At 61.8% G+C, this 15,080-nt stretch carries 17 protein-coding genes; 6 read left to right on the top strand and 11 right to left on the bottom strand.

All coding sequences use genetic code 11. The features are described from left to right. Positions 1-34 precede the first annotated feature (34 nt). The gene (gene fadD1, locus FHW75_RS13900) at positions 35-1,732 is read right to left on the bottom strand and encodes a long-chain-fatty-acid--CoA ligase FadD1 (protein ID WP_016711906.1); all 1,698 of its coding nucleotides are present in this window, start codon (positions 1,730-1,732) and stop codon (positions 35-37) included. Positions 1,733-2,043: 311 nt separating this feature from the next. Continuing rightward, complete coding sequence (gene fadD2 / locus FHW75_RS13895) at positions 2,044-3,732, bottom strand: long-chain-fatty-acid--CoA ligase FadD2 (RefSeq protein WP_183673901.1); 1,689 nt, start codon at positions 3,730-3,732, stop codon at positions 2,044-2,046. Between the two features lie 218 nt (positions 3,733-3,950). On the opposite strand from fadD2, the gene FHW75_RS13890 reads away from it, so the two are divergent. Continuing rightward, positions 3,951-4,895 (top strand): alpha/beta hydrolase, encoded by a 945-nt coding sequence (locus FHW75_RS13890; protein WP_027609398.1) that lies wholly within the window; start codon positions 3,951-3,953, stop codon positions 4,893-4,895. Between the two features lie 34 nt (positions 4,896-4,929). Next, on the top strand, positions 4,930-5,400 hold the full coding sequence (locus tag FHW75_RS13885; protein ID WP_016711909.1) for a MaoC family dehydratase: 471 nt from the start codon (positions 4,930-4,932) through the stop codon (positions 5,398-5,400). A gap of 65 nt (positions 5,401-5,465) precedes the next feature. On the opposite strand, the gene FHW75_RS13880 is transcribed toward FHW75_RS13885, so the two are convergent. From FHW75_RS13880 to FHW75_RS13860, 5 genes are all read right to left on the bottom strand, one after another. Continuing rightward, complete coding sequence (locus FHW75_RS13880; RefSeq protein WP_019099154.1) at positions 5,466-6,704, bottom strand: RNA polymerase sigma factor; 1,239 nt, start codon at positions 6,702-6,704, stop codon at positions 5,466-5,468. Continuing rightward, a complete protein-coding gene (locus FHW75_RS13875; protein ID WP_016711911.1) occupies positions 6,704-7,189 on the bottom strand; it encodes an SRPBCC family protein in 486 nt (161 codons plus the stop codon). Before FHW75_RS13875 ends, FHW75_RS13880 begins: the two co-directional genes overlap by 1 nt. Positions 7,190-7,210: 21 nt before the next feature. Then, a complete protein-coding gene (locus FHW75_RS13870) occupies positions 7,211-7,555 on the bottom strand; it encodes a YciI family protein (RefSeq protein WP_016711912.1) in 345 nt (114 codons plus the stop codon). A 44-nt stretch (positions 7,556-7,599) separates the two neighbouring features. Beyond that, positions 7,600-8,025 carry a nuclear transport factor 2 family protein gene (locus FHW75_RS13865; RefSeq protein ID WP_019099155.1) on the bottom strand — a complete coding sequence of 142 codons (426 nt, stop codon included), beginning with the start codon at positions 8,023-8,025 and terminating at the stop codon, positions 7,600-7,602. Between the two features lie 217 nt (positions 8,026-8,242). Further along, entirely contained in the window at positions 8,243-8,500 is a 258-nt protein-coding gene (locus FHW75_RS13860; protein ID WP_016711914.1) for a DUF2790 domain-containing protein, read from the bottom strand. 357 nt (positions 8,501-8,857) lie between these two features. On the opposite strand from FHW75_RS13860, the gene FHW75_RS13855 reads away from it, so the two are divergent. Continuing rightward, entirely contained in the window at positions 8,858-9,184 is a 327-nt protein-coding gene (locus FHW75_RS13855; protein ID WP_016711915.1) for a GNAT family N-acetyltransferase, read from the top strand. On the opposite strand, the gene def is transcribed toward FHW75_RS13855, so the two are convergent. The 3 genes from def to FHW75_RS13840 all read right to left on the bottom strand — a co-directional run bounded on the left by def (position 9,181) and on the right by FHW75_RS13840 (position 11,012). Beyond that, positions 9,181-9,717, bottom strand: a complete 537-nt coding sequence (gene def, locus FHW75_RS13850) for a peptide deformylase (RefSeq protein WP_016711916.1) — start codon at positions 9,715-9,717, stop codon at positions 9,181-9,183. The genes FHW75_RS13855 and def overlap by 4 nt on opposite strands. Next, positions 9,714-10,673 (bottom strand): YihY/virulence factor BrkB family protein, encoded by a 960-nt coding sequence (locus FHW75_RS13845; protein ID WP_019099156.1) that lies wholly within the window; start codon positions 10,671-10,673, stop codon positions 9,714-9,716. Before FHW75_RS13845 ends, def begins: the two co-directional genes overlap by 4 nt. Positions 10,674-10,832: 159 nt before the next feature. Then, a complete protein-coding gene (locus FHW75_RS13840) occupies positions 10,833-11,012 on the bottom strand; it encodes a CsbD family protein (RefSeq protein ID WP_183673899.1) in 180 nt (59 codons plus the stop codon). A gap of 244 nt (positions 11,013-11,256) precedes the next feature. Between FHW75_RS13840 and FHW75_RS13835 the strand changes: the two genes are divergently transcribed. Both FHW75_RS13835 and FHW75_RS13830 read left to right on the top strand, forming a co-directional pair. Further along, positions 11,257-12,729 (top strand): nitrous oxide reductase family maturation protein NosD, encoded by a 1,473-nt coding sequence (locus FHW75_RS13835; RefSeq protein ID WP_183673897.1) that lies wholly within the window; start codon positions 11,257-11,259, stop codon positions 12,727-12,729. Positions 12,730-12,858: 129 nt separating this feature from the next. Next, positions 12,859-13,239: a hypothetical protein gene (locus FHW75_RS13830; protein ID WP_003254641.1), complete on the top strand. Its 381-nt coding sequence runs from the start codon at positions 12,859-12,861 to the stop codon at positions 13,237-13,239. Between the two features lie 6 nt (positions 13,240-13,245). Here FHW75_RS13830 and FHW75_RS13825 read toward each other — a convergent pair whose 3' ends face one another. Continuing rightward, positions 13,246-14,082 carry a S1 RNA-binding domain-containing protein gene (locus tag FHW75_RS13825; protein WP_183673895.1) on the bottom strand — a complete coding sequence of 279 codons (837 nt, stop codon included), beginning with the start codon at positions 14,080-14,082 and terminating at the stop codon, positions 13,246-13,248. 130 nt (positions 14,083-14,212) lie between these two features. Between FHW75_RS13825 and FHW75_RS13820 the strand changes: the two genes are divergently transcribed. Beyond that, on the top strand, positions 14,213-15,073 hold the full coding sequence (locus FHW75_RS13820) for a DUF6279 family lipoprotein (RefSeq protein WP_019098515.1): 861 nt from the start codon (positions 14,213-14,215) through the stop codon (positions 15,071-15,073). Positions 15,074-15,080: the final 7 nt, after the last annotated feature.

Below are 15,080 nucleotides of genomic sequence, written 5' to 3'. Positions count from 1 at the left end.
AAGAGGCCAGTAAGGCCAGCATAGATTCAGAAGGTCAGGCGATCTTCTTCAGGCCCTGCTTCTTCAGCTCTTCATCACGCAACTCGCGACGCAGGATCTTGCCCACGTTGGTAGTTGGCAACGAATCACGGAATTCGATCATGCGCGGCACCTTGTAGCCGGTAACGTTGGCACGCATGTGCTCCATCACCTGCTCCTTGGTCAGGGTCATGCCCGGCTTGACCACGATGAACACCTTGATCACCTCACCCGACTTCTCGTCCGGCACACCAATGGCCGCGCACTGCAACACACCCGGCAAGGCCGCCAGCACATCTTCCAGTTCGTTGGGGTACACGTTGAAGCCCGAGACCAGGATCATGTCCTTCTTGCGGTCGACGATGCGCATGTAGCCGTCCGCCTGGATCAGGGCGATGTCACCGGTCTTCAGCCAGCCTTCGCTGTCCAGAATTTCGGCGGTGGCGTCTTCGCGCTGCCAGTAGCCCTTCATCACCTGCGGGCCCTTGACGCACAGCTCGCCCACTTCGCCCAACGGCAGCTCGTTGCCGGCGTCGTCGATGATCTTGCACAGGGTCGAAGGCACCGGAATCCCGATGGTACCCACCTGGTTGGCCTCTGCCGGGTTCACTGCCGCCACCGGGCTGGTTTCGGTCATGCCGTAACCTTCGCAGATGGCGCAGCCGGTAACGGCCTTCCAGCGTTCGGCCACGCTCAGTTGCAAAGCCATGCCGCCAGACAGGGTGATTTTCAGCGCCGAAAAGTCCAGGGCGCGGAACGCCTCGTTGTTGCACAGGGCAACGAACAAGGTGTTGAGGCCGACAAAGCCGCTGAACTTCCACTTGCCCAGTTCCTTGACCATGGCCGGCAGGTCACGCGGGTTGCTGATCAGCACGTTGTGGTTGCCGATCAGCATCATCGCCATGCAATGGAAGGTAAAGGCATAGATGTGGTACAGCGGCAGCGGCGTGATAAGGATTTCGCAGCCTTCGTGCAGGTTGGAGCCCATCAGCGCCCGACACTGCAGCATGTTGGCCACCAGGTTGCGGTGGGTGAGCATTGCCCCCTTCGCCACGCCCGTGGTGCCGCCGGTGTACTGCAGCACCGCCACGTCGTTGGCCTGCGGGTTGGCCTCGGTTACCGGCTGGCCCTTGCCCAATGCCAACGCATCGTTGAAGCGTATGGCACGCGGCAGGTTGTAGGCCGGTACCATTTTCTTCACGTACTTGATCACGCTGTTGATCAGCAAGCGCTTGAGCGGCGGCAGCAGGTCGGCCACTTCGGTGACGATAACGTGCTTGACCTGGGTCTTGGGCACCACCTTTTCAGCCAGGTGGGCCATGTTGGCCAGACACACCAGGGCCTTGGCGCCGGAGTCGTTGAACTGGTGTTCCATCTCCCGCACGGTGTACAGCGGGTTGGTATTGACCACGATCAGCCCGGCACGCATGGCACCGAATACTGCGACCGGGTATTGCAGGACATTGGGCAGTTGCACGGCAATGCGGTCACCCGGCTTGAGGTCGGTATGCTGCTGCAGCCAGGCCGCAAACGCCCCCGACAGCGCATACAACTCGCCATAAGTGATAGTCTTGCCCAGGTTGCTAAAGGCCGGTTTGTCGGCAAAGCGTTGGCAGGATTGCTTGAGTACTGCCTGGATATTGGGGAATTCGTCAGGATTGATTTCCGCCGTAATCCCGGCTGGGTACTTATCCTTCCAAAAATGTTCGATCATGGAAGCCCACTCCTTCAGCAACAGCGAAGTTCGATTGGCGCGTCGATGCGCTTATTATTGATATGAGACGGCGGTTCGTTGCAAACCGGATCGTCTGAAAGCGGGCCGAGAGTAACAGCTTTGCCTAGGGTCGCCTAGAGGCCAAAACAGGCCTTGCAGTCACAAAAATGACTCAATGAACAATACAAGTCATTTTTAGAGTTTTTAACCAAAATGTCGCGGATGGCTTGAGTTTTGTAAGGTTTCGCAGATCGAACGCCGCCCGCGCGGCGCTCGATCTCAACAACACCACTAAGTCAAAGCCATACCCATCAAGCGATATCCCGCAGTTCCCGCCGCAAGATCTTGCCCACAGGCGTCATCGGCAACGACTCGCGCAGCACAATGTGCTTGGGCACCTTATAGCCGGTAAAGTTGGCCTTGCAGTAGGCCTTGAGCTCATCCACGCTCAGCCCCCCCTCACGCGGCACCACGAACAGCTTCACCGCCTCGCCGGAACGCTCGTCCGGCACACCGATGGCTGCACAGTTGGCGACCTTGGGGTGGCCCATCACCACATCCTCGATCTCGTTGGGGTAAACATTGAAGCCCGAGACGATGATCATGTCTTTCTTGCGGTCGACGATGCGAGTGAAACCGTCCGGGTCGATCACCGCAATATCGCCGGTCTTGAACCAGCCGTCCGCATCCAGGGCCTGGGCCGTGGCCTCGGGCTGCTGCCAGTAGCCCTTCATCACCTGCGGGCCCTTGATGCACAACTCGCCCCGCTCGCCCAGCGGCATCTCGTTGCCGTCATCGTCGATCACCTTGAACGCGGTACCCGCCACCGGGATGCCCACCGTACCCAGTCGGGCAAGCTTGCCATAGGGGTTGGTGCTGGCCACCGGCGAGGTTTCGGTCAGGCCGTAGCCCTCGACGATGCGACACCCCGTAAGCGCTTCCCAGCGCTCGGCAGTGGCCTTGACCAGCGCCGTGCCGCCGGAGTTGGTGACCTTCAGCGCCGAGAAGTCCAGCTGACGGAAGCCCGGGTGATCCATCAGCGCAACAAACAGGGTATTCAGCCCCAGCAGCGCGGAGAAACGCCACTTGCCCAGCTCCTTGATGAAGCCCGGGATGTCCCGTGGGTTGGTGATCAGCACGTTGTGGTTACCGGTGACCATCATGCACATGCAGTTCGCGGTAAAGGCATAGATGTGGTAGAGCGGCAGCGGCGCGATCATCACCTCCTGCCCGTCCTTGAGCAGCTTCTGCCCGTCGGGGCCATGCTGCGAGAAGCAGGCCAGCACCTGCAGCATGTTGGCCACCAGGTTGCCGTGGGTGAGCATCGCGCCTTTGGCAAGGCCCGTGGTACCGCCGGTGTATTGCAGCACGGCGATGTCGTCCAGGCTCAGCGGCACCGGTTTGTGCGACTGCTCGCGCCCTTGGCGCAGCGCCTGTTTGAACGATACCGCCTGGGGCAAGTGATAGGCCGGCACCATCTTCTTCACTTTGTCGACCACCGTGTTGATCAGCCAGCCTTTGGCGGTGGGCAGCAGGTCGCCCATCTTCGCCTCGATCAGGTATTCGATGCCGGTATCGGGCAACACCTCCTGCACACGCTTGCCGAACATGTTCAGGTACACCAGTGCGCGCGCGCCGCTGTCCTTGAACTGGTGGCGCATTTCGCGCTCGGTGTACAGCGGGTTGGTGTTGACCACGATCAGGCCGGCGCGCATGGCGCCGAAGACGGCGATGGGGTATTGCAGCACGTTGGGCATCTGCACCGCGATGCGGTCGCCCGGTTTGAGGTCGGTGTGCTGCTGCAACCAGCCGGCGAAGGCGGCTGAATGGCGCTCCAGCTCGGCGTAGGTCAGGGTCACGCCCAGGTTGCTGAACGCCGGGCGGTCGGCAAAGCGCTTGCAGGAGCGCTCGAACACCTCGACGACCGAGGCGTAGGCATTGATGTCGATGGTGGAAGGCACGCCCGCCGGGCGCTTGTCATTCCAGAAGTCGGCTTGCATTTATTATTGTTCCTCTGCCTGGACCTGCACTGCGTCCTTTAGTCCCTTACCTGATCGCCAGCCGGCGAAAAGGCGTTGATCCGACGTTAACAGGTAAGTCCAAGGTGGCATATACGCCAAGTGCCGCCATTAACATTGTGAATCTTATTTGTGCCCTTCCTGCAATCCGGCCGGTTGTGCATACACTGTTCGGGTACCCGTGCGCACAAGGACCCGCCATGCCTCACGACGCCTTCTGGCTACCCGCCAGCGAGCACTGCAGCCTGTACGTGCACCAATGGCTGCCGGCCAAACCGGTGAAAGCCGTGGTGCTGCTGGCCCATGGCATGGCCGAGCATGCCGGGCGCTACCAACGCCTTGGGCAGGCCCTGAGCGAGGCGGGCTTTGCCCTGTTCGCGGCCGACCAGCGCGGTCACGGGCGCACTGCCGAACAGGGCAGCCTCGGCCTGTTCGCCCGCCATCATGGCTGGAATGCCGTGGTCAACGACCTCGGCCGGGTGGCCCAGCACATCGGTCAGCAATACCCGTGCACGCCGCTGTTCCTGTTCGGCCACAGCATGGGCAGCTACATCGCCCAGGCCTACCTGCTGCACCACAGTGCCAGCCTGCACGGGGCCATCCTGAGTGGCTCCAACTACCAGCCGGCAACGCTTTACCGAGTGGCCCGGCAGATTGCCCGGCTGGAAGCCTGGCGTCAGGGGCCGTTGGGCAAAAGTGCATTGATCGAGTGGTTGTCGTTCGGCTCGTTCAACAAGGCGTTCAAGCCCAACCGCACCGCATTCGACTGGCTCAGCCGCGACCCGGCCGAAGTCGACCTGTACGTCAACGACCCGTTGTGCGGCTTTCGTTGCAGCAACCAGCTGTGGCTCGACCTGTTACAAGGCTTGGCGCAGATCAGCCAGCCGAGTAACCTCGCGCAGATCGATCCGAACCTGCCGATGCTGGTGATCGGTGGTGAATGTGATCCGGTCAGTGCCGGCAAGCGTCTCACCCATCTGGCCGACGCCCTGCGCGCGACCGGCAATCGAAATGTACAGCTGCGCGTCTATCCTCAAGCGCGGCATGAAGTACTCAACGAAACCAACCGTGACGAGGTCACCGCCGATATCCTCGGCTGGCTTGAACAGGCGCTGGCCCTTGGCCGCCCCGTGCGCAGTGAATGATAGCCACCCTCGCCTAACGCTTAAGGAAGCACCGATGTCCCAGGTCACCAACACGCCTTACGAAGCCCTCGAAGTCGGCCAGAAGGCCGAGTACAAGAAGTCCGTTGAAGAACGCGACATCCAGCTGTTCGCCGCGATGTCCGGTGACCACAACCCGGTTCACCTGGATGCCGAGTTCGCCGCCAAGAGCATGTTCCGCGAACGTATTGCACACGGCATGTTCAGCGGCGCGCTGATCAGTGCAGCAGTGGCCTGCACCCTGCCAGGCCCTGGCACCATCTACCTGGGCCAGCAAATGAGCTTCCAGAAGCCGGTGAAAATTGGCGATACCCTGACCGTGCGCCTGGAAATCCTCGAGAAACTGCCGAAGTTCAAGGTGCGTATCGCCACCAATGTGTACAACCAGAACGATGAGCTGGTGGTCGAGGGTGAGGCCGAGATCCTGGCACCGCGCAAGCAGCAGACCGTCGAGCTGGTGTCGCCGCCGAATTTTGTGGCTAGCTGAAGATCGATATAGCCAGTACCGGCCTCTTCGCGGGCGTGCCCGCGAAGAGGCCGGCACAGCAAACATCATTCAATGGACTGAAGCCGCCGCTCAATGTGCCTGCGCTCCGGCTCCTGCCGGGTCAGCGCCAGCGCCTGCCGCCAAGCCGCACGGGCCTCCTCGACCTGCCCCATTTGATAGTGCAACTCCGCCCGGGCCACATGCGCCAGGTGATAGTCCAGCAGCTCCCCTCGCGCCATAATCCCCTCGACCACCTGCAAGCCAACCTCCGGTCCATCCCTCTTGGCCACTGCCACCGCCCGGTTCAGCTCCACCACGGCTGAAGGCCAATGCCGCTGCAACACGTCATAAAGCCCGACAATCTCCGCCCAGTCCGTCTCCGCTGCCGTCGATGCTTCGGCATGCACCGCGGCAATCGCGGCCTGCACCGTATAGGCGCCGAACGCCCGGCTTTGCAGCGCCTGGCGCACCAGCTCGCAGCCTTCCTCAATGCGTTGCCGGTCCCACAGGCTGCGGTCTTGCTGCTCCAACACCACCAGGTTGCCCTGGGCATCGGTTCGCGCCTGCTGCCGGGACGCCTGCAGCAGCATCAAGGCCAGCAGGCCAACCGCCTCCGGGTCGGGCAGTAACTGCACCAGCAACCGCGCCAGGCGGATCGCTTCATCGCTTAGGTCCTGCTGCAGCAGCGCCTCGCCCGATGACGCCGAATAGCCTTCGTTGAACACCAGGTAGATCACCCGCAAAACGCTCTCCAGCCGTTCAGGCAGTTCGTTCAATTCCGGTACCTGGTACGGGATGGCTGCATCGCGAATCTTGGCCTTGGCGCGGACAATGCGCTGGGCGATGGTGGCCGGGCTTTGCAGGAAGGCGCGGGCAATCTGTTCAGTGGTCAGGTCGCAGACTTCACGCAGGGTCAGCGGTACCTGGGCATCGGCGGACAGTGCCGGGTGGCAGCAGGTGAAGATCAGCCGCAGGCGGTCATCGGCCAGCAACTCTTCTTCGCTGGGATCCTGTGCCTGGCCGTCGAGCAGCATGCTCAGGTCGGCCTGGGAGCGGTCGAAACGTGCGCGCCTGCGCAGCGCATCGATGGCCTTGAAGCGCCCGGTGGAAACCAGCCACGCCCTTGGGTTTTCGGGGATGCCGTCGCGCTGCCAACGCTCGACGGCGATGAAGAAGGCATCATGCATGGCCTCCTCGGCCAGGTCGAAATCACCCAGCAAGCGGATCAACGTTGCCAAAATGCGCCGCGACTCCCGCCGGTACACCGCCTCGACTTCGGTGCGCACTTGCGCCAGTGCCGCCATCAGTCGGGCATCCGCTGGGTCACCACCTCTACCAGGCGGTCCAGGCTTTCTCCCCAGCCCTGGTGAAAGCCCATTTCCTCATGGGCCCGGCAGTCGGCGGCATTCCAGTGCCAGGCGCGGGCGGTGTAGCGGGTTTTGCCTTGCTCCTCGTCAAAGCTGATCACGGCGGTCATGAAGGCCTTGTTCGAGGGCACCCAGCCGGGGCCGAAGGCATCGGTGAACACCAGCCGCCGTGGTGCGGCAATCTCCAGAAACACACCCTGGTTCGGGTACTCGCTGCCATCCGGCGCGCGCATCAGGGTGCGGAACAGGCCGCCGGCCCACAACTGCATCTCGCACTCCGGTGTGGTCATGCCGTGCGGCCCCCACCACTGCATCAGCCACTGGGGTTCGGTCCAGGCGCGGAACACCTTGGCCGGGGGTGCGTCGATCAAGCGGCTGATGGACAACTCGTGTTGGGCAGGTGCAGGTTGGGCAAGGCTCATTGTTGTTGTGCTCCTTGGCTGTCAGGGTTGCAGTTGGCGCACGGGCCTTACCTCGACGCTACCGACCCGTGCGGCAGGAATACCCTTGGCGATGTTCAGCGCCTCGTTCAAGTCGCGGGCCTCCACCAGGTAAAAGCCCGCCAGTTGCTCTTTGGTTTCGGCGAACGGGCCGTCGGTCAGGCTCATGTGCCCGTTGCGCACCCGTACCGTGGTGGCGGTCTGCACAGGCTTCAGCGCCTCGGCCGCCAGCATTCGCCCGGAGCCCTGGATGGCTTCGGCATACGCCATGCATTCGGCGTCTTCCGGGCTGTCGGGCAGGCTGTGCAGCAGCCCCTCGTCACAATAGACCAGGCACAGGTATTTCATGGTCGCCTCCAGGGCTTTGGCAAAGTGCGTTTGGCGATAACGGCTCAGGGCTTGAGATCGAACAGGGCTTTCTGGGTTTCCATGTCGAACGGCGCCGACCAGTGCTCATGGATCACCTGCCACTGGCCATTCTGACGACGATAGCCCACGGTGGCACGCATAAAGCCGCACTGGCTTTCGTCATCGCCCGGGCCGCAGCGGTTCAGCCAGTGGGCCAGGGCCAGGTCGCCAGCGGCGTGTACGGTGAGTTCGGCCAGTTCGAAGACCATGGGGCCGGTGCACATGCCCATGCACATTTCCCAGTGCGCGGTGTAGGTAGCCTTGCCCTTGAATTGCAGCGCCTGGATGGCATCGAAGGCGACGATGTCATCGGCATAGGGGGCGGTGATTTTGGGGATGTCGCGATCGCGCACGGCCTGCATCCAGCGCTCGATCAGTTGGCGGATCTCGGTTTCGGCTGCGGTGCTCATCGGGGGTTCCTCCGACAGGTCATGGGGGCACGGTGGTGCCTTCACCTATGGTCGAATGGAGAACGGAGGAATCGACAGGCCTTGGAAATTATTCTCTCGAGCAGTGGTTTTATAGCCTGTAGGAGCGGGCTTCCCCGCGATCCATCTACCGATGGTGGATGGCACCGGCTGCGCCGGTGTTCGCGGCTAAAGCCGCTCCTAAAGGATCGCTTCAGCTTCAACCTTGCTGACAACCCTCACCCATGGCCCGGTACTGAATGGTATGCACCTGGCCTTGGTGGTCTTCATAGGTCATGGTGGCAGGTACCACTTCGCAGACATTGGGGATGGTCGACAAGTTGATCACCCGTTTGATGTCCAGGTTCATGGAATAGTCATACTGCTGGGCCACAGGCTGGCTGGAGACGGGGGTGGCCTCATCGGCGAGCGCGAACGAGGACATACCGACCAATGCAAGAATCAGTAATGGTTTCATGTGGGTTTGCCTTTTAAGCATTCAAGCTGATCGATTGACTTCTATTGCCGTGAACGGCACGGAGAAGTTGCCATCTACGGTGAAGATGGCACGAAGTACCGATCCCGCTTCGTACTGCCAGGGGGGATGTGTAAAAGTCTACTCCCGCATGGCAATAGTTGAACCCCGTAGTCGGATATTCACCCTTGCCGGATTTGCAACAATCTGCGTCAAATTAGCCGCAAAACATCCAGCCAGAGCCTCTGGCCAGCTTTCAGGGCAGGACTCGCCATTTCATTAACATATCTTCACTGCTCGACGCTTTCGGACACTAAACGCCGGCTACTGGACCATTTTTACCGTCAGCACGGCTCGCGCATGCGTGCTGCAAGCGATGCGCAACTGTGGGTGGCGAGGGCGCCGGGCATCATTGCAGGCTTGAGCCTGAGCCCCGTAGGCGATGGTTATTGGCTGACCGGGTTGTTCGTCGACCCGCAACAGCGCAACAAGGGGGTGGCCGGACGCTTGATCGATGCGGCGCTGGAGCAGGCCAATGGCCCAACCTGGCTGTTCTGCCACCCGGACCTGGCGCCCTTCTATCAGCGCCTGGGTTTCCACATGGCCGGGCAACTGCCCGAAAGCCTGGCAAGCCGCCTGCTGCGCTACCAGCGCAGCAAACGCCTGGTAGCGCTGGAGCGGGCTTAGTCGTCGCTGACGTCGAGCCCCGGGAACAGCACCTCGGTGTAACCGAACTTGGCGAAGTCCTGAATGCGCGATGGGTACAAACGGCCGATCAGGTGATCGCACTCGTGCTGCACCACCCGTGCATGGAAGCCGTCGGCAAAGCGGTTGATCGGGTTGCCCTGGGGGTCGACCCCTTCGTAGCAGATGTGCTTGAAGCGCGGCACCACGCCACGCAGGCCAGGCACCGACAGGCAGCCTTCCCAGCCGTCCTCGACCTCGGTGGAGGTCGGTGTGATGACCGGGTTGAGCAAAATGGTCTGCGGCACCGCTTCGGCATCGGGGTAACGTTCGCTGCGCTCGAAGCCGAAGATCACCAACTGCAGGTCGACGCCAATCTGCGGCGCGGCCAGGCCGACCCCGCCCACATGGCGCATGGTTTCGAACATGTCGTCGATCAGTTGCTGCAGTTCGGCCGTGCCGAACAGGTGCTCGGGCACGGGCGGGGCGATGCGTAGCAGGCGTTCATCACCCATTTTAAGAATGTCGCGGATCATCTGGTGTTCGGCTCGACAGTATTGGACGCGTTCGGGTTGGGGTGCTCGTGGCCCAGCACCGTCAAGGTTTCCTTGGGCTTTTCGCCGTTGAAATCTTTTTCGCCCGGGTTCTTGCCTTCGGCTGACATGTGCTCGATCACCGCATTCATTTCGGCGCCCAGCAGCAATACGGCAGCCGAGATATAGAAATACAGCAACAGCACGATGATTGCACCAATGCTGCCGTACATGGCGTTGTAGTCGGCAAAGGTTTTCACGTAGTAGGCGAAGCCCAGCGAGGCCACGATCCACACCACCACCGCCAGCACCGAGCCGGGTGTGATGAAGCGAAACTTCTGCTTAACGTCGGGCATCACGTAGTAGATCACCGCAACGGCCACCATCAGCAGGATAATGATCGCCGGCCAGCGCAGGATGGTCCACAGCGTTACGATGAACTCCTGCATGCCTATCTGTGAGGCAATCCATTCCATCACCTGCGGCCCCAGCACCATCAGCGCCGCCGCCACCAATAGCATGCCGGCCAAGCCTACGGTGTAGATGATGGAAAGGGGTATGCGCTTCCATACCGGTCGCCCTTCGGGCACGTCGTAGGCGGCGTTCATGGCGCTCATCATCAGTCGCACGCCCGCCGACGCGGTCCACAGGGCAATCACGATACCCACCGACAGCAGCCCGCCCTTGGACTGCTGGAGTTGGTCGATTACCGGGTTTACCTGCTCCAGTGCCTGGGGCGGCAGCACCAGCTCGGTTTGCAGGCGCAGCCAGGAGAAGAAGTCTGGCAGGTGCAGGAAACCAATCAGGGCAATCAGGAACAGCAAGAAGGGGAACAGCGAAAACAGCGCTTGATAAGCCAGCGCGGAGGCATAGGTGGACATCTCGTCGTCGAGGAATTCCTTGACGGTGCGTACCAGCACGCGGTGCAGGGGCAGACCGCGCAGGTCGGGGAAAATCATAGCGTCTCCTTTCGCCGCTTGATTCATCAATACAACGGGTAAGTCTAATAGACCCTGCGGTTGCTGTGCTGCTCCCCGCCATGCTTGAAGAATTTGCTTACACAGGTCCGGCCTCTTCGGGGGCTTGCCCGCGAAGAGGCCGGGTCAGACTGCCTCGAATCAAGGCTTCTTCACCGCATCCTTCACATTGCCCTTGACCTGCTGCGCCTCGCCCTTCAGTTCCTGCGCCTTGCCCTCGGCCCGCAGCTTGTCGTTGTCGGTCACCTTGCCGACGCCCTTTTTGATGTTGCCAACCGCTTCGTTGGCCAGGCCTTTCGCTTTGTCTTTAGTACCGCTCATGGCAAAACTCCTGCAATGGGAGACACGTAAACCGTGCCGACAGTTGGTGGACCCAGCGCCCTCGCCAGGAGTTTCAACGGATTTGTAACCCTTGGGCCGAGCGGTAAAACTGCGGGCGAATACCGCACCGAATCGCCCCTGCGCCCGCGCGATGCCATCAGCCCTGCCCTAAAATCCCCCGCAAACGTCCGCCCAAAGCAGGCTGGCACTTCATAAAAACAATGTTTTCCGGATACCCGCACCCATGCGTCTGATGCCTGCGCTGGTGGCCTTGCTGCCACTGCTCCCCTTGCCCGCCCTGGCCGCCGCACCGGCCCACCCTGAAACCCTGCGTGTCGAGCATTACGCCGACGATGGCCAACCCGGCTCGCTGCGCTGGGCCATCGAAACCAGCAACCAGAACCCTGGCCATTACCGCATCGACATTGCGGCAGTGGGCAAGCCGCCCTACGTCATCCGCCCCAATAGCCCACTGCCAGAAATCAAAGGCCCGGTGCGCATCACTGGCCTGCCCTGGGCACGCGATGGCCAATACATCGCCATCGACGGTTCGGCTTACATCAAGGACCAAGGCGTGCGCACCTGCCCCGGCGCCCTGCCCGGCCAGTTTGGCACCAACGTGCGCACCACCACCCACCCCGGGCTGGTGCTGCGCGATACCCAAGGCGTGCATTTGAGCGGCCTGGAAGTGCGCAACTTCTGCATCGGCATCCTGGTCAACCGCGCCAGCGGCAACGTGATCGAAGACAACCGCATCGTCGCCAACAAGGGCGGCGCGGGCATCATGCTGACCGGTGATGACGGTGCCGGTAACCCCACCGCCACCACCACGAACAACAACAAGGTGCTGCGCAACCAGCTGATCGACAATGGCGACGGCCTGGAGCTGACCCGTGGCGCGGCGTTCAACCTGGTGGCCGACAACCTGTTCCGCTCCACCGCTGGCAACCCGGAGCCCTCGCAAGGCATCGAGATTCTGCTGGGCAACGACAACAGCGTGGTGCGCAACCGCTTCGAGAACTACTCCGACGGCCTGCAGATCAACTGGGGCAAGCGCAATTACCTGGCAGCCAATACCTTCAGCGGCAACTCGATCGGGGTCAGCGTGACCGGCGAGGGCAACGTCCTCGACGGCAACCTGATCCACGGTAACCGCATCGGCGTGGCCCTGCGCCCGGAGCCGGACACGACCGCCACGCGCCTGAGCGCCAACCGCATCTGGGGTAACAGCCAGGATATCCGCCGCTGCGAGGCGGGCGGCTCCTGCGTGCCTGACCAACGCACGGGCGCCATCGTGTTTGGCGTCCCGGCGCAGGCGCATGCGCTGTATGTAGGTTCGCGCGGGGTGGGGGCCGATTTGCCCAAGCAGGACCAGGCGATCATCTGTGATGCCAAGGGCGAGCCCAAGCCTTGCCAGCCGCTGCCTAACCACAACCAACAGGCGCCACGGCTGATGGCGCTGGAAGGCAATGTATTGCGCGGCGAAGTGCAGGGACCGGTGTCGAGCCTGTTGCGCGTGGAGTTCTTTGGTAATGCCCAAGCCGATGGCACCGAGGCGGAGCAGTACCTTGGGGACGTGCTGGTGAACAGTGACGAGCAGGGACAGGCGCGGTTTGCCCAGGTGCTGGAGAACATCGGCGGGTTGCGCAGCTTTACTGCAACCGTGACCACTGCCGATGGGGCAACCTCCGAGTTGAGCCTGCCGGTTCGGCGGTAAGGCTACTGGCCTCTTCGCGGGTAAACCCGCGAAGAGGCCGGCACAGGCACCGCAAATCACAAACCTTGCCCCGCCCCGTGCCACCCCTCACAATGCAGGCCTTCATAGCGTCAACCCGCAGGAACCTGCATGAAACTCGACAAACCCGCCGCCATCGCCCGGCGCAACGAAGCATTGGCCCGGCCGGTGCTGACCAGCAGCAACACCCTGTTCGCCATCCTGGACAACAAACGCAACCTGTGGTGGTTCGAAGTGCCCGTGGCGCTGTTGGGCAAGGGCCAGGCCGACTGGGTCAACCTGCTGTTGCACACGCCAGAAAGCGATGAGCTGCAGCACCTGAAGGTGCCCACCAACTTCCTCAAGGCTCACCTGGAGCAGATGGAAGTGCGCAAGCCCGGCAAGCGCCGCTCGACCATCAGCCTGGCCCTCAGCGCTGACCGCGACTCGCTGCTGCGCGACACCCGTCCGGGTGGCGAGCAACTGGACTTCCGCAACTTCGTACAGGCGTAAGGGCAATCAGACCTTTTCGATACGGTCGTCATGGATGACGATCAGGCCCTGCTTGAACAACCCGCCAATGGCCTTCTTGAAGTTGCCTTTGCTGACGTTGAACAGCTTGCTGATCAGCGCCGGGTCGCTCTTGTCGCACACGCCCAATACCCCACCTTCAGCCTCCAGGCGTGCCATGATCTGTTCTTGCAGGCTGTCGGACAGGGCCGCGCCCAATGGCTGCAGGCTGAGGGCGATCTTGCCGTCGTGGCGCACTTCCTTGATGAAGCCCTTCTCGTGCATGCCCGAACGCAGGAACTTGAACACCTCGTTCTTGTGAATCAGGCCCCAGTGACGGTTGTTGATGATGGCCTTGAAGCCCATCGGCGTTTCACCGGCGACCAGCAGCTCGACCGGTTGCCCGACCTTGTAGTCAGCCGGGGTGACGTCGAGGTAGCGGTCCAGGCGTGAAGTAGCGGTGATGCGGCGGGTGCGCTTGTCGAGGTAGACGTGCACCACGCAGTAGTCGCCGATCTTCAGCGGCCGTGCCTCTTCCGAGTACGGCATCAGCAGGTCCTTGGACAGCCCCCAATCCAGGAAGATGCCGGCACCGTTGATATCCTTGACCTTGAGGCTGGCGAATTCGCCGACCTGCACCTTGGGCTTTTCGGTGGTGGCGATCAGCTGGTCTTCGCTGTCCAGGTAGATGAACACGTTCAGCCAGTCATCCACCTCGGTTTCGGCGTTTTTCGGGATGTAGCGCCCGGGCAGCAGGATCTCGCCGTCGGCACCGCCGTCCAGGTACAGGCCGAAGTCCACGTGCTTCACGATTTGCAAACTGTTGTAACGCCCAAGCAGAGCCATTTCTGATGATCCTCAAGACAAGGGGGCTATTCTACACCTGAAGCCATCACACCGTCCGACCGCTGATGCAGTGGAACCGTCCGTGCTCCTTGGCGTCTACGGTCTGGCCCGATTCGGGAAGGAACAGTACATGCCTGCACGCCTGTCCAAAGCCCTGCTTGTCGCTATCGGCTTCGCCCTGGCCTTGGCCGCCTGCAGCCGTATCGACCTGGCTTACCGCAACCTTGATCGCCTGGTGCCGTGGTCGCTGGGCGATTACCTGGACATGAACCGCGAGCAGAAGGCCATGCTCGACGACCGCTTGCGCGAGCACCTGGCCTGGCATTGCAAGACCCAACTGCCCGGTTACCTCGACTGGCTGGACCGGGTACGCGGCATGGTCGCTGACGACCAGGTGACCGACCAGGCCCTGCAGCAACGTACCCATGAGGCCCGCGAGGCGATTGGCCGGGTGGCAGAGGAAATCACCCCGTCGGCCACTGAACTGTTGCGTGGCATGAGCGACACCCAAGTGGCGGAAATGCGTGATGCCTTTCGCGACGACATCAGCGAACGGCAGAAGCAGTATGTGGATACACCGCTGGCCAAACAGATCGCCCGCCGTACCGAGCGCATGGAAAAACGCCTGACGCCATGGCTGGGGGAACTGACACCAGTGCAGAAACAGCGGGTGCAAGCCTGGTCGCAGGCGCTGGGTGACCAGAACCGCGAATGGATCGCCAACCGCGCCCACTGGCAGCAGCAATTGCTGCTGGCGATGAACCAGCGCAATGACGCGAGTTTCGAGCCGCGGCTGGCGACGTTGCTGCAGCGCAAGGAGAGTTTGTGGACGCCGGCGTATCGTGCGGCGTTTCAGAATACCGAACGACAGGCCCGGAGTTTACTGGTGGACCTGGTGCAGCAAAGCACGCCGCAACAGCGGCGGTTTTTGCAGGATAGGTTGGCCAAGGTGCGAACGGATTTCAGTGAGTTGAAGTGTTTGAGGGGATAATTGTGCT

Origin of the sequence: Pseudomonas sp. OG7 (assembly GCF_014192825.1) — a bacterium.
Classification (GTDB): domain Bacteria; phylum Pseudomonadota; class Gammaproteobacteria; order Pseudomonadales; family Pseudomonadaceae; genus Aquipseudomonas; species Aquipseudomonas monteilii.
The sequence above is the reverse complement of the archived record's forward strand: the minus strand, read 5'-3'. Positions and strand labels throughout refer to the sequence as shown.

What these genes read in the sequence shown, in the direction of transcription:
- fadD1 (WP_016711906.1), bottom strand. Translation starts at nt 1,732, where the DNA reads ATGATCGAACATTTTTGGAAGGATAAGTACCCAGCCGGGATTACGGCG.
- fadD2 (WP_183673901.1), bottom strand. Translation starts at nt 3,732, where the DNA reads ATGCAAGCCGACTTCTGGAATGACAAGCGCCCGGCGGGCGTGCCTTCC.
- FHW75_RS13890 (WP_027609398.1), top strand. Translation starts at nt 3,951, where the DNA reads ATGCCTCACGACGCCTTCTGGCTACCCGCCAGCGAGCACTGCAGCCTG.
- FHW75_RS13885 (WP_016711909.1), top strand. Translation starts at nt 4,930, where the DNA reads ATGTCCCAGGTCACCAACACGCCTTACGAAGCCCTCGAAGTCGGCCAG.
- FHW75_RS13880 (WP_019099154.1), bottom strand. Translation starts at nt 6,704, where the DNA reads ATGGCGGCACTGGCGCAAGTGCGCACCGAAGTCGAGGCGGTGTACCGG.
- FHW75_RS13875 (WP_016711911.1), bottom strand. Translation starts at nt 7,189, where the DNA reads ATGAGCCTTGCCCAACCTGCACCTGCCCAACACGAGTTGTCCATCAGC.
- FHW75_RS13870 (WP_016711912.1), bottom strand. Translation starts at nt 7,555, where the DNA reads ATGAAATACCTGTGCCTGGTCTATTGTGACGAGGGGCTGCTGCACAGC.
- FHW75_RS13865 (WP_019099155.1), bottom strand. Translation starts at nt 8,025, where the DNA reads ATGAGCACCGCAGCCGAAACCGAGATCCGCCAACTGATCGAGCGCTGG.
- FHW75_RS13860 (WP_016711914.1), bottom strand. Translation starts at nt 8,500, where the DNA reads ATGAAACCATTACTGATTCTTGCATTGGTCGGTATGTCCTCGTTCGCG.
- FHW75_RS13855 (WP_016711915.1), top strand. Translation starts at nt 8,858, where the DNA reads ATGCGTGCTGCAAGCGATGCGCAACTGTGGGTGGCGAGGGCGCCGGGC.
- def (WP_016711916.1), bottom strand. Translation starts at nt 9,717, where the DNA reads ATGATCCGCGACATTCTTAAAATGGGTGATGAACGCCTGCTACGCATC.
- FHW75_RS13845 (WP_019099156.1), bottom strand. Translation starts at nt 10,673, where the DNA reads ATGATTTTCCCCGACCTGCGCGGTCTGCCCCTGCACCGCGTGCTGGTA.
- FHW75_RS13840 (WP_183673899.1), bottom strand. Translation starts at nt 11,012, where the DNA reads ATGAGCGGTACTAAAGACAAAGCGAAAGGCCTGGCCAACGAAGCGGTT.
- FHW75_RS13835 (WP_183673897.1), top strand. Translation starts at nt 11,257, where the DNA reads ATGCGTCTGATGCCTGCGCTGGTGGCCTTGCTGCCACTGCTCCCCTTG.
- FHW75_RS13830 (WP_003254641.1), top strand. Translation starts at nt 12,859, where the DNA reads ATGAAACTCGACAAACCCGCCGCCATCGCCCGGCGCAACGAAGCATTG.
- FHW75_RS13825 (WP_183673895.1), bottom strand. Translation starts at nt 14,082, where the DNA reads ATGGCTCTGCTTGGGCGTTACAACAGTTTGCAAATCGTGAAGCACGTG.
- FHW75_RS13820 (WP_019098515.1), top strand. Translation starts at nt 14,213, where the DNA reads ATGCCTGCACGCCTGTCCAAAGCCCTGCTTGTCGCTATCGGCTTCGCC.